Origin of the sequence: Nostoc sp. (assembly GCF_035638895.1) — a bacterium.
Taxonomy (GTDB): Bacteria; Cyanobacteriota; Cyanobacteriia; order Cyanobacteriales; family Nostocaceae; genus Nostoc.
This window is the reverse complement of record NZ_DASQZC010000251.1, coordinates 1-12,555: the sequence shown is the minus strand read 5'-3', so window position 1 is coordinate 12,555 and position 12,555 is coordinate 1. Positions and strand designations below refer to the sequence as shown.

Here is a 12,555-nt window from a genome sequence, read left to right as displayed (position 1 = left end):
CTCTGTGGTGCAAATCAGAAGTGCAAAGCGCCCAGTTGTTGACGAATAGTCGCAATATCTAACGGAAATTGCGAACCATTTCCATTGGGTGAAGTGTGACCCACTGCTTGTAAATCTGCTTCTACCATTAAGGAAACTAGTTCTTCAAAGGTTACGGATGGTGTCCAGCCCAACTTCTGGCGTGCTTTGGTAGCATCGCCAATCAATAACTCTACCTCAGATGGACGAAGGTAACGCTCATCAAACTCTACATAATCTTCCCAATTGAGATTTACGTAATTAAATGCCAGTTCCAAAAACTCACGCACCGAGTGGGTTTCACCAGTAGCAATTACGTAATCATCTGGCTGGTCTTTCTGCAACATTAACCACATTGCTTTGACGTAATCCTTCGCATAGCCCCAATCTCGCTTTGCATCTAGATTACCCATGTAAATTTTTTTCTGCTTACCAGCAACGATACCAGCCACTGCTCTAGTAATTTTGCGGGTTACAAAGGTTTCACCCCGTCGTGGTGACTCGTGGTTAAAAAGTATGCCATTACAAGCAAACAAATCATAAGACTCACGATAATTTACAGTTTGCCAGTGGGCGTAAACTTTGGCACAGGCATAGGGACTGCGGGGATAAAAGGGCGTTGTCTCAGTTTGAGGTATTGCTTGTACTAAACCGTACATTTCTGAAGAACCCGCCTGGTAAAATCGCACCTGAATTCCGGTACGGTGTTGATAGTCCCGAATTGCTTCCAACAGACGCAACGTTCCCATTCCGACAGCATCCACCGTGTATTCTGGTGAATCAAAGCTTACTCTCACATGGGATTGAGCGCCCAGGTTGTAAATCTCTACTGGCTGGACTTCTTCTAAAATGCGTCGCAACGTCGTACCATCTGTCAAATCACCATAGTGAAGAAACAACCGCACTCCCTCTTTATGGGGGTCTTCGTAAATGTGATCAATGCGGTCTGTATTAAAGGTAGAAGTCCGGCGAATAATGCCATGAACCTCATAACCTTGTTCCAACAAAAATTCACTTAGATATGAACCATCTTGACCAGTAATACCAGTAATCAACGCTCGTTTCTGTTGCGTCATGCTTAATTATCCCTTATTCTCTTTGATTAAAAAGTTACAGCCAATCTGATACAACCTAGCAGCTAATTGCTCAATTGCCTAATGGGAAACCTACGAGTTATTGTTGTTCAGAGACTTTCTCCCTAAATAGATATACTTAATAAAAAGTAATTTAACACGTAAGTTCAACCTAGATATATCAAGATTGTTTAAATATATATATTTTTCTTTTCCTATATAAATCAAGATTCTTTTTGTATACGTTCTTTGTTTGTGAAAACTTTATAATGTAATAGTTTTTATGAAGATTGAATAAAATAAATATTTTAAATTAGACTTTTGCCAAAAATCAGAATAAGAGCAAAGCAAACCACAGATATACACTCAAAAAAGTCTAAGTTAAGTAGGAACGCATAAATTATAGATAACTATATAAATAAAGAAGAACAATCATTTAGTCTTAGACAAAAATTGGTATTTAGGGGCATTAACTGCCCCACAGAATTGGCCCTAAGTAGTTACTCAGTATGCCCCGTTATTTTTGGGCAGAATGACCACATCAACAGTTTTCAAGATGATCCATAAATCAAGCCATAAATTCCTAAACCTAGCATAATGCAGGTCTATTTGGACTCGCCGAGGGTAGGGAATATCATTACGCCCAGACACCTGCCACAAACCAGTAATTCCTGGACGGATTGTTAAAATCTCATCAATGTGACAACCGTATTTTGGTAGTTCTTCTGATACCAAGGGTCGAGGGCCGACTACACTCATGTCCCCTTTTAAAACGTTCCAGAACTGGGGAAATTCGTCTAAGCTAGTAATTCGCAAAAATCGACCAATTTTGGTAATCCGGGGGTCTTGTTTCAGCTTAAAACTGCTTTCAAATTCTTGTCGCAATTCGGGCGATGTTTCCATCATTTGCATGAGGATTTCGTCCGCATTGCTTACCATTGTTCGGAATTTAATACAATTAAACGTTTTGTAATTTTTTCCTACCCGTTCCTGGACATAAAAAATTGGGCCTTCTGAGCTGAAAGCAATCAGCAAGGCCAAAATTAAGTAGACGGGCAAGAATAAAATTAACACCGACAGCGAAAACACTATATCGAACAGTCGTTTGGCAAACTCTCCGTTTAAACCCTGAAAAGATAAACCTTTTGGTTTAACTTTTGGTGTTTTCGTTTTTAGACCGCGTTTTAAGAAACGGGTAGACGTTCTGGTGTCTTGCCTTACGCCTCGCTTGCCGGAGAGGAGTGAGCTCTGGGCAGTCATCATACTCCTTAATAATCCACACCACACATAGTCCCAATATTAAAGCCAAAATGAGGTGCTTCTGGGGGAAATTGCCAAAAGCCTAAAAAAATAAGCCGTTATTCAAGACCATCATTGCAAAAATGGTCTTTTTTCGTTGCATTTGTTTACAAAATCTAAATAACGATCTGCAAAAATTTGCGGTGAGAACTGCGCGGCGTGCGATCGCATATACTCGGAACTGAACGAACCCTCATACACTTCAAACTTTTCTACTGCCTCCACTAAAGCCGCCTCTGTTTGCGTCCTGAAGAATATACCTGTCCCTGTATCCGCACAAGAGCGAATATCTCGCACTGTTTCTAAAGCACCCCCTGCACCGTAGGCAATGACTGGCGTGCCACAGGCTTGTGCTTCCACTAGGGCAATACCAAAATCTTCACAAGCTGCATATACAAACGCCTTAGCCCTAGACATATATTTTTTTACCACATTATCGGGTTGCCATCCCAGTATTTGGATATTAGAGTTTGCCATTTCACGAATCTTGTTCATTTCATCTCCTGTACCAATAACGACTAATGGTAGTTTTAGTTGATTAAAAGCCTTGACAATCAACGATATTTGCTTGTAACTCACTAAACGGGAAACTGTCAGGTAAAAGTCCTCTTTCTCAGACAGAAATGGAAATTCCGCAATATTCACTGGTGGGTAAATGACTGTTGCTTCTCGTCGATAGCAACGCCAAATCCGCCGAGCTGTATGTTGCGAGTTAGCAATGAAGTAATCAACGCGATTGGCACTCAATACATCCCACTGGCGCAAACGATGTAATAAATATCGCGTCACCCACCCAGCGAAACCACTACCCATTTTGCTGTGGCGCAGATAATCAAAAGTCAAGTCCCAGGCATAGCGCATAGGGCTGTGACAGTAGCAAATATGCATCTGTTCGGGAGTGGTAAGAATTCCTTTGGCAACAGCGTGGGATGAAGACAGAATTACGTCATAATGCCGCAAATCAAGTTGTTCAATTGCCAAAGGCCACAAAGGCAAGTATTTTTGTATACCGTTGCGGGCAGATGGAAAGTTCTGAAGAAACGTCTTGCCAATTTGACGCTTATATAAATAACTTTCAGGATTACTGGATTCAAAATCTATGAGGGCATACAAATCAGCATCAAAGTGATTCAAAATTTCTCGTACAACGAGTTCTGAACCACCGGTGGCTTTGGGTGTCAGCCACTCATGAACCAGAGCATATTTCAAGGGCACAGCTAACTTGAATGAATTGAAATTACAAAGGGCAACTTGATGACGTTAACTGAAAAGTCTTCCCCTGTGATTAATTAACGGGAAGCGCCCCAGATTAGCACATAAGACGCAATCTTACCTTAGAGGTTCCAGATGGATGCTGCAACCTGATAATCTCAGAGGGGGGAGTGAGGAATGGGGAGTGGGGAGTAGGGAATGGGGAATGAGGAATACCAATAGTTTTTTTCCCTGCCTCCTCTGCTTTTCCCCTACTCCCTTGACAAAAACTGATATAGAAATGGTGAAATTATGCGAATTTTAATTATGGGTGGTACTCGGTTCATTGGTGTCTATTTGACTCAACTATTAGTGGAACAAGGACATGAGGTGGTGCTGTTCAATCGGGGAAATAGGCCAGCACCTTCTTTAGAGGGAGTAGGACAAATTATAGGCGATCGCACTGATGCTACTCAATTAAAGGCAAAGTTATCACAAGAAAACTTTGATGTCATTTTTGACAATAACGGGCGGGAACTTACTGATACTCAACCACTGGCGGAGATTTTTCAAGACCGAGTGCAACATTTCGTCTATATGAGTTCTGCGGGAGTATATCTCAAATCTGACCAATTGCCCCATGTAGAAGGCGATCCAGTAGATCCTAAAAGTCGCCATAAGGGTAAACATGAAACAGAAGCTTACCTGACTCAATTAGGATTACCTTTTACTTCCATTCGTCCTACTTATATTTACGGGCCTCGTAATTATAATGAGTTGGAAGGCTGGTTTTTTGATAGAATTGTGCGCGATCGCCCTATTCCCATCCCCGGAAATGGCTTGCATATAACCCAGTTTGGTCATGTAAAAGACTTGGCACTAGCAATGACTAAGGTTTTGGGCAATGAACAAGCCATAGGACAGATTTATAATATATCTGGCGATCGCTTTGTGACTTTTGATGGTTTAGCCCGTGCTAGTGCTGTAGCGGCTGGCAAATCACCTGATGCTGTAAAAATCGTCCATTACGACCCGAAAAAGTTTGATTTTGGCAAGCGCAAAGCTTTTCCGATGCGGGTGCAGCATTTCTTTGCTTCGGTGAACAAAGCACAAACAGAATTAAACTGGCATCCTGAATATGATTTGATTTCTGGATTACAAGACTCTTTGGAAAATGATTATTTGGCTAATGCAAAAGACAAAGCCGAAGTAGATTTTTCTGTAGATGAGGAGATTTTACAAGCTGTTTAATAAAAAGATTCCCACTTTTTGGATAAGTTGGGAATCTAAGCCTTATTCCAAAGAAAGAATCTTTTCTTTTACCTGGAAAAGACGCAATTCATCGCGTCTTTAGGTTTTCCTTGAATAGGAATAATATTTTTATTGCGTAGCTACCACTAAAATTACTTTTTGTAAATACTATTGTTGGTTGACAAAATGAACAAGTTGCAATATCCACTCCATAATGTTCTAGAAGCCAGGGCCCGCTTAGGTGAAGGCCCCATGTGGGACTCTACCCAAAACCTACTGTATTGGGTCGATATTTTTAACCATCGGGTGCATCAGTTCAATCCTGCCACAGGAAAAGACTTGTTTTTTGAAGTGGGAGATGTTGTAGGTGCGATCGCACTAGCAGGTGCAGATAGATTAATTATGGCACTGCGCCATCACCTGGCATTCCTCAATACCCAGACAGGTGTAGTTACCCCCATTTTGGAAATTGAAGGAAATTTACCAGATAATCGTTTCAATGATGGTAAATGTGACCCTCAAGGACGTTTTTGGTTCGGTTCAATGTGTTCTTTGGAAAAACCCCAAGCTAGCCTCTATCGCTATGACAATGATGGTTCATTGCATGTAATGGAAACTGGATTGACTATTTCTAATGGTTTAGGGTGGAGTCCAGATCAAAAGACATTTTACTTAACAGATTCTCCTCAGCAAAAAATATATGCTTATGACTTTAATTCAATAACAGGAAACATTAGTAATCGCCGAATTTTTATTGATTTAACTCATGAATCCTTCCATCCAGATGGATTGACAATAGACAGTGAAGGATATATTTGGTCAGCTATGTGGGATGGATGGTGTGTGATTCGTTTCAATCCCAAAGGTGAAGAGATATTGCGGATAAAGCTACCTGTGCAAGTGCCAACTAGCTGTACTTTTGGCGGCGAAGATTTGCAAACACTTTACATTACCACTGCTTCAGTTGGACTCAGCCAAGCAGAGATCGAAAAAAGCTTTTACTCCGGTGATTTGTTTGCTCTCCAAACTGATGTTACTGGATTACCTAGTTATGATTTTTGATAATTATCGCAATTTACAGATAATTAAACTATTGTGCTATGTTTTATTCTCTCCACAGTGCCACTTGCTGTTTAAGTTCTTTCATATCTAAATAATCGCTAGCAAAAGCTTTTCGTAAAAGTGGATGAGGAATAAATTGATCATACTTTTGAATTTCCGGTGCTTCTGAAGTACTGAGTAAATCTTCTGAGGTTATTCTTTGCTCACATAATGAAGCAATTTCGTGATGAAGATATTTAAATTTATCCTTGCCTAATTTAATTGTTAAATAATAAGGATTTACTCCGCCAATACTTGTAATTTCCAACGATTCTCGACAGTAGGAGTTGAGTAATCTTTCTAAAGTGCGGTAAGCAACCGTACCCATCCAAGGAAAAATGTAGCATTTACCTTTTTCTAATTGCAAGATATTTTGTTTATCCAATCCTATCTGCTGCACCAGTTGACGAACTTTACGTAAACGTTGCAAAGCATTTTTTTGCAAATAGCTGTACTCGACATTTTCAAATAGAACTTGTTGCATTCGTTGCAAAACCTTGGTGTGAATAGTACCACCACTACCACGCCAATAAATAGTAGCTTTACCCTCGGCTTGTTTAACAAAAATAGCTTTCTTTTTAAAGTCAACTTCTACGACTTCCCAAGTTCTCCCAGCTAAAGCAAATTGATTTCCAACAGCAGGCGGCGTGACGATACTACCAATTTGCGATGCACCTTGCTTAACAATATATTCTTGCTGTTCAGCAAAGACAGCATAAAACTGGAACTTTCTCACAATCTTTTCTCCTGCCAAACCCAGGATTAATTTACCTTGCTCAGTATGCTGAATATGACCAATATCAATTAAATAGCGGAGCAATAGTCGAAAATCTTCTTTTAAAATAGCAGCAAAGGGCGGCAAGCTAAAAATTTGTTTAGCTAAGGCATTAGGTGAAATTTCCCCTGCTGCTGTTAAAATACTCATTGTTTGGTGATAAAGCAAACTCAAAGGATATTTAATTGGTCTGATTGGTTCAATCCATTGTTCTTCTAAATAAAGTTGAATGATAGCAATAGACTGCAAAAGTTGCCAAGGTATTTGCTCCGGTAAAGAAGCTTCTGATAATGGTTTCTCTTCAGAACAGATAAAGCGCATATCAGCAGCTTCACCTCTTCTGCCACTACGTCCTAAGCGCTGTAAAAAGCTAGCTACAGACAAGGGTGATTCTAACTGAATAACTCGCTCTAAATGACCGATATCTATGCCTAATTCTAAAGTTAGAGTAGCGGCGGTAACTGCTGGATTGTTAGGTTCACGCATCGCATTTTCAGCAGCTTGCCGCAAGCTAGCAGATATACTCCCATGATGCACATGATATATATCTGGTAGCCTTTGTTCTATGGCAATTTGCCGCAAAGATGCTATTACAGATTCCGTTTGCGTGCGATTATTAGCGAATATCAGACATTTGCTAGATTGGCTGAGGTTGAAAATATATTTTTCATAAGCTGTTGCCTCTGATTCATCTACTTCATCAGTAATATAAAAATGTTCTACAGCTAGTTTAATTTGGCGTTTTATGCCGTCAGTTTGCGGTGTAATCACTGCCTTATCTGTTCCTGAACGCAACCAATCTTCAGCTATTGAGTAATCACCAAGAGTTGCCGACAAACCAATCCGGCGCGGTTGCTTTTGCGTCAACTTTGCTAAACGTTGTAATTGGCAAATAATTTGACAACCGCGTTCGGAACCCATAAAGGCATGAATCTCATCAATGATGACAAATCTTAAATCACCAAATAAGCGGAGGAGGTCGTTATTTTTATTGATTAACAAGCTTTCTAGAGATTCTGGTGTAATTTGGAGAATACCTTGAGGGTTTTTTAAAAGTTTGTTTTTTCGAGTTTGAGAAACATCACCGTGCCAGTGCCAGACTGGAATATCTGCTTCTTTAAGTAAGTCGTTCAGGCGCTCAAATTGATCATTAATTAAAGCTTTGATGGGACTAATATATAATATCCCTACAGTTGCAGCAGGGTTGGCATGTAATAGAGTCAAAACTGGGAGAAAGGCTGCTTCTGTTTTACCCGCAGCAGTTGCAGCAGTAACAAGCAAATGAGCATCGGTGTCAAATATAACTTGACAAGCGGCAATTTGAACTGGCCGCAATTCAGTCCACTGGTGATGATAAATATATTCCTGGATGAAGGGTGCAAGTCGGTTAAAAGCATTGCTCATGTTTTTATGAATAATTGGATTAAAGAATCAGTCACTTACTTGTAAGATGTGATGGGCAATTAAATAAATCTCTTAATTAAGTAGTATTTGGGAAAATTTTGTCAATTTTTCCTCCTATTGACTCAAGTCAGATTAACATCTGTCAGTCAAACTTAAGTAATAGACACAAGTATATAATGAGGCAAAATCATGAATAAGTATAAGGAAGTATTACGAGTAGTTCTTGCTATATGCATCATTGTGGTTGGAGTGACACATTTTCTTGTTCCAGGAGAATATGCCAAAATTGTGCCGCCGCAACTACCTTACCCTTTAGGATTAGTTTATCTCAGTGGTTTTTATGAAATTTTGGGTGGTGTCGGTTTATTAGTCCCGCCTGTAAGTCAAGCTGCTGCTTGGGGACTTCTTGCTCTTTTTATCGCTGTTTACCCTGCCAATATTTATATGGCGGTTAATCTTATTAAGATTGAACATATACCAAATTCACCTTGGATACACGTAGTCAGACTTCCCTTTCAAGCAGTTTTAATTGCTTGGGCTTGGTGGTACACAAAATCTTATGATGGGGAAAAACAAGCTTCTATTATTCCCAAGTCGGTCATTCCCAAAGAACTAAAATTAAAATAAGTGCGTTTTTTTATATCTGAATTATGCGCGTTACAACTTTGTTTGGCATAACACTCTTGTTAGCAGTAAGCATTGGAGGAGTTGCTGTTCCGGTGACTCAAGCGGTGCAGCTTAGAGATGGTACAGTCTACTTTGTCCAACCGCCAAAACTTGTTAAAGCGACAACTACTTATAAAGATGTGAATGTTTGGGGTGGGACTTATTATTTTACAATTAACGTGCCGGAGAATGCTGGAGAATCGCTCCAGAAGGTAACGATCGCACAGAAGGAGGGAGCAGAAAACATCGACTACAATCTTAAGGATACCCGCGCATTTGTCGGAACTCGCGAACGCAAAGAATCTCGGCTAACACTAGGCCCAGTCACAGCAGAACGCAAGACACGAACTGTTACTGTAAATTTTGAGCCACCTGTGACTCCGGGACAGACAGTTACAATCGCCCTCCGCCCTGTGAGTAATCCCAGCTTTTCTGGTGTCTACTTATTGGGTGTCACAGCGTTCCCAGCAGGTGAGAAATCGCACGGGCAATTTCTCGGCTTTGGACGGTTTCAGTTTTACAGCAATACAAATAGCTGGTGGTTTCCATAAGTATTACAGTAGCTTGTTGCGAAATTGCGTAGGCGCAGCCCAACCCAGGCATCGCAAATGCAAATATTTATCCCCAGATTATTTGTAAATTTAAAATAAATCCTGGTAAAATACCTTCTCCTGATAATTCTTGTGGAGATGCTAGTGTTTCTATTGGTTTACCAATACGATAAATTTCTACCTGACACATTTTCGGATTAATTAACCAGCCTAATTTAACTCCGTTATCGATATATTCTTGCATTTTCGCTTGCGTTTCTCGCAAACTATCACTTGGTGACATTAACTCTAAAACAAAATCTGGTGCGATCGGCGGAAACTTTTCTTGTTCTTCGGGTGTAAGTGCATTCCATCTCTCTTTTCTTATCCAAGCTATATCAGGAGAACGGTTTGCACCATTGGGAAGTTTAAAGCAGGTGGAAGAATCGAAGCCAACTCCTAGTTTAGTTTGGCGATTCCAAATCACAAAATCTGCCGCAATTTCAAAATTACGATTTCCAGTTTCTCCGCCTGTCGGTGGCATTATTAGTAGTTTTCCCTCTGCATTGCGTTCAAATTTGACTTCTGGGTTTTCCCGACAGAGTTGATAAAATTGGTTGTCGGTAAGTTGAATGATGGGGTTCAAGTTGACGGTGATAGCTGTCATGGGGATTATCTTGAAGATGACATCAACTTTAGTTAAATTGTAAGCAATCATGAGTCAGAATATTGACGCAGCCAGGATTTCTATTATTATTCCGACTCTTAATGAAGCAGAGAATATTAAAAAAGCAATTGCAACTACTCAACCTAATACAAATATAGAAGTAATCATAGTAGATGGTGGCTCCAAAGATGACACCATAAAAATAGCTCAGTCTTTAAATGTCAAAGTTATCTCATCCTCTCCCGGTCGGGCTGTGCAAATGAATACGGGTGCTGTAGTTGCTACCGGCGAGATTCTGCTGTTTCTCCATGCAGATACCTGTTTACCCACTGGGTTTGATGACATGGTTCGCACAGCCCTACAACAGCCTGGGGCTGTAGCTGGTGCATTTAAGTTGCGGATTGATGCATCACTTTTAAGTTTACGATGGGTAGAGTGGGGAATAAATGTGCGATCGCATTTTTACCAAATGCCCTATGGCGACCAAGCAATTTTTTTAACAAAAGCAGTATTTCAGCAAGTTGGCGGTTTTCCTGAATTGCCTATCATGGAAGACTTTGAACTTATGCGTCGGTTAAAACGCATCGGACGGATTGTAATTGTTCCCACACCAGTTGTTACCTCAGCCCGTAGATGGTTACAAAAGGGAGTATTTAAAACTACTCTATTTAATCAAGTAGTAATTATTGCTTATTTACTCGGCGTTTCACCTAAGCGAATTTGTCGCTGGTATCGCCGAGAAAAATTTAAGAGGATTTAAGCTGTTTCTCATATAAGTAGTATATCTTAGGGGCAGTAGATTCGAGCCTCAAAAGGTCAACATTGAGCCTCAGAAGGTCAACATTGAGCCTCAGAAGGTCAACATCGAGCCTCAGAAGGTCAACATCGAGCCTCAGAAGGTCAACATCGAGCCTCAGAAGGTCAACGTCGAGCCTCAGAAGGTCAAACTTATAAAAATGAAGAAGCGTTTATTAAATTCCAAACTCAAAGTACTATTCATAAGTTGCCTAATTGTCACTGTGATAATTGTCGCTAAACAATTCAACTTTCAGGGACTTTTACAAACCTCAGTGATTTGGGTTGAGAGTCTTGGCGTTTTAGGGCCTATCGCCTACATAGTCATTTACAACTTGGCAACATTACTGTTTATACCAGGTTCCCTCTTAACACTCAAAGGCGGTTGTCTGTTTGGAGTCTTTTGGGGGTCAATATATGTGCTAATTGCTGCAACAGTCGGAGCAACCTTAGCTTTTATCATTGGACGCTACCTTTCGCGGGATTGGGTTTCCCGACAAATGGAAAAACACCCTAAATTTAAAGCGATTGATTTAGCAGTTGCCAAAGAGGGATGGAAAATTGTCTTGTTGACTCGCCTCAGTCCCATTTTTCCCTTCAATTTATTGAATTATGCTTTTGGAGTAACACAGGTTTCTCTGAAAGACTATATATTAGGTTCCTTTGGGATCATTCCCGGTACTGTGATGTACGTTTATATTGGTTCGTTAGCTGGTAATCTTGCCATGATTAACACCTCTTATCAACCAACTACTCCAGAAACTCAAGTCTGGCAATGGGTAATACGAGTAATTGGGTTGATTGCTACCGTTGCTGTGACTGTGTATATCACAAAAGTTGCTCAAAAAGCATTAGCTCAGAGTGTGGCATTAGAAGAAATAACAACCTATGACAAAATTAACAATAATTCAGATATTTAAAAGTATTAATATCAAAAACTTACAAAAGTTTTTTAGCTTAACTGTATTAATATTACTAATATTGGCGAGCGCTTTCGCATTCAACACAGACCCAGCTTTAGCACAAAAATCTGCAAATCCAAATTCTTTCAATCCTCAAGCCATTTTACGGAACTCGTTGCAGTGGATTGATAGCCTGGGTGCGCTGGGAGCCATAGCTTTTATTGCTCTTTATATTATCGCCAGCGTCGCTTTTTTCCCAGGTTCTATTCTCACCTTGGGGGCTGGTGTGATTTTTGGTGCAGTTTGGGGTTCTCTCTACGTGTTTATCGGTGCAAACCTTGGCGCTATTGCTGCTTTCCTTGTGGGACGTTATTTTGCAAGGGGCTGGGTTGCTCGGAAAATTGCAGATAACAAAAAATTTGCCGCCATTGACCAAGCGGTTGGTAGAGAAGGATTAAAAATTGTGCTGTTAACGCGACTGTCCCCAATATTTCCTTTCAATTTATTAAACTATGCCTTTGGCATCACAGGAGTTTCACTTAAAGATTACTTCATCGGCTCTGTAGGCATGATTCCCGGAACCATTCTGTACGTTTATATTGGTTCCCTTGCAGGCAATCTTGCCATGATTGGTACTGAGACTCAACCTACCAACCAAACTTTACAATGGGCAATTCGGATTTTGGGTTTGATTGCTACAGTAACTGTGACAGTTTATGTAACCCGGATTGCACGCAAAGCTTTAGAAGAGGAATTATAAGGGCGCACAAATTGTACATTTTTATTGTGGTCTATTCAACTGCAAATTGATCTAAATTATCAATCGTTGAAATGTTTATAGGAATCGTATTTGATTTTTGAAATTATCTACGTGGGCGGGGAG

The 12,555-nt window shown here is 40.3% G+C and carries 12 protein-coding genes; 7 read left to right on the top strand and 5 right to left on the bottom strand.

Annotated features, from left to right (window positions below; all coding sequences use genetic code 11):
• Window positions 1–14: 14 nt before the first annotated feature.
• The 3 genes from gmd to VE944_RS12210 all read right to left on the bottom strand — a co-directional run bounded on the left by gmd (window position 15) and on the right by VE944_RS12210 (window position 3,605).
• On the bottom strand, window positions 15–1,094 hold the full coding sequence (gmd, locus tag VE944_RS12220) for a GDP-mannose 4,6-dehydratase (protein ID WP_324977240.1): 1,080 nt from the start codon (window positions 1,092–1,094) through the stop codon (window positions 15–17).
• Window positions 1,095–1,595: 501 nt separating this feature from the next.
• Window positions 1,596–2,351 carry an undecaprenyl-phosphate galactose phosphotransferase family protein gene (locus VE944_RS12215; protein WP_324977298.1) on the bottom strand — a complete coding sequence of 252 codons (756 nt, stop codon included), beginning with the start codon at window positions 2,349–2,351 and terminating at the stop codon, window positions 1,596–1,598.
• 111 nt (window positions 2,352–2,462) lie between these two features.
• Entirely contained in the window at window positions 2,463–3,605 is a 1,143-nt protein-coding gene (locus VE944_RS12210) for a glycosyltransferase (RefSeq protein ID WP_324977237.1), read from the bottom strand.
• A gap of 288 nt (window positions 3,606–3,893) precedes the next feature.
• Here VE944_RS12210 and VE944_RS12205 point away from each other — a divergent pair, with 288 nt between their 5' ends.
• Together VE944_RS12205 and VE944_RS12200 are read left to right on the top strand one after the other, a co-directional pair.
• Window positions 3,894–4,832, top strand: a complete 939-nt coding sequence (locus VE944_RS12205) for an NAD-dependent epimerase/dehydratase family protein (protein ID WP_324977234.1) — start codon at window positions 3,894–3,896, stop codon at window positions 4,830–4,832.
• 186 nt (window positions 4,833–5,018) lie between these two features.
• Window positions 5,019–5,894, top strand: a complete 876-nt coding sequence (locus tag VE944_RS12200) for an SMP-30/gluconolactonase/LRE family protein (protein ID WP_324977231.1) — start codon at window positions 5,019–5,021, stop codon at window positions 5,892–5,894.
• Window positions 5,895–5,937: 43 nt separating this feature from the next.
• On the opposite strand, the gene VE944_RS12195 is transcribed toward VE944_RS12200, so the two are convergent.
• Entirely contained in the window at window positions 5,938–8,112 is a 2,175-nt protein-coding gene (locus VE944_RS12195) for a DEAD/DEAH box helicase (RefSeq protein ID WP_324977228.1), read from the bottom strand.
• A 189-nt stretch (window positions 8,113–8,301) separates the two neighbouring features.
• Between VE944_RS12195 and VE944_RS12190 the strand changes: the two genes are divergently transcribed.
• Complete coding sequence (locus VE944_RS12190; protein WP_324977225.1) at window positions 8,302–8,739, top strand: DoxX family protein; 438 nt, start codon at window positions 8,302–8,304, stop codon at window positions 8,737–8,739.
• A 23-nt stretch (window positions 8,740–8,762) separates the two neighbouring features.
• A complete protein-coding gene (locus tag VE944_RS12185; RefSeq protein ID WP_324977222.1) occupies window positions 8,763–9,329 on the top strand; it encodes a DUF2808 domain-containing protein in 567 nt (188 codons plus the stop codon).
• Between the two features lie 67 nt (window positions 9,330–9,396).
• Here VE944_RS12185 and VE944_RS12180 read toward each other — a convergent pair whose 3' ends face one another.
• Window positions 9,397–9,975, bottom strand: coding sequence for a Uma2 family endonuclease (locus tag VE944_RS12180; protein ID WP_324977219.1), 579 nt, complete (start codon window positions 9,973–9,975; stop codon window positions 9,397–9,399).
• Between the two features lie 49 nt (window positions 9,976–10,024).
• Here VE944_RS12180 and VE944_RS12175 point away from each other — a divergent pair, with 49 nt between their 5' ends.
• From VE944_RS12175 to VE944_RS12165, 3 genes are all read left to right on the top strand, one after another.
• The gene (locus tag VE944_RS12175; RefSeq protein WP_324977217.1) at window positions 10,025–10,735 is read left to right on the top strand and encodes a TIGR04283 family arsenosugar biosynthesis glycosyltransferase; all 711 of its coding nucleotides are present in this window, start codon (window positions 10,025–10,027) and stop codon (window positions 10,733–10,735) included.
• Between the two features lie 196 nt (window positions 10,736–10,931).
• Complete coding sequence (locus VE944_RS12170; RefSeq protein ID WP_324977213.1) at window positions 10,932–11,690, top strand: TVP38/TMEM64 family protein; 759 nt, start codon at window positions 10,932–10,934, stop codon at window positions 11,688–11,690.
• Window positions 11,659–12,432 carry a TVP38/TMEM64 family protein gene (locus VE944_RS12165; protein WP_324977210.1) on the top strand — a complete coding sequence of 258 codons (774 nt, stop codon included), beginning with the start codon at window positions 11,659–11,661 and terminating at the stop codon, window positions 12,430–12,432. The genes VE944_RS12170 and VE944_RS12165 overlap by 32 nt, the downstream gene beginning before the upstream one ends.
• Window positions 12,433–12,555: the final 123 nt, after the last annotated feature.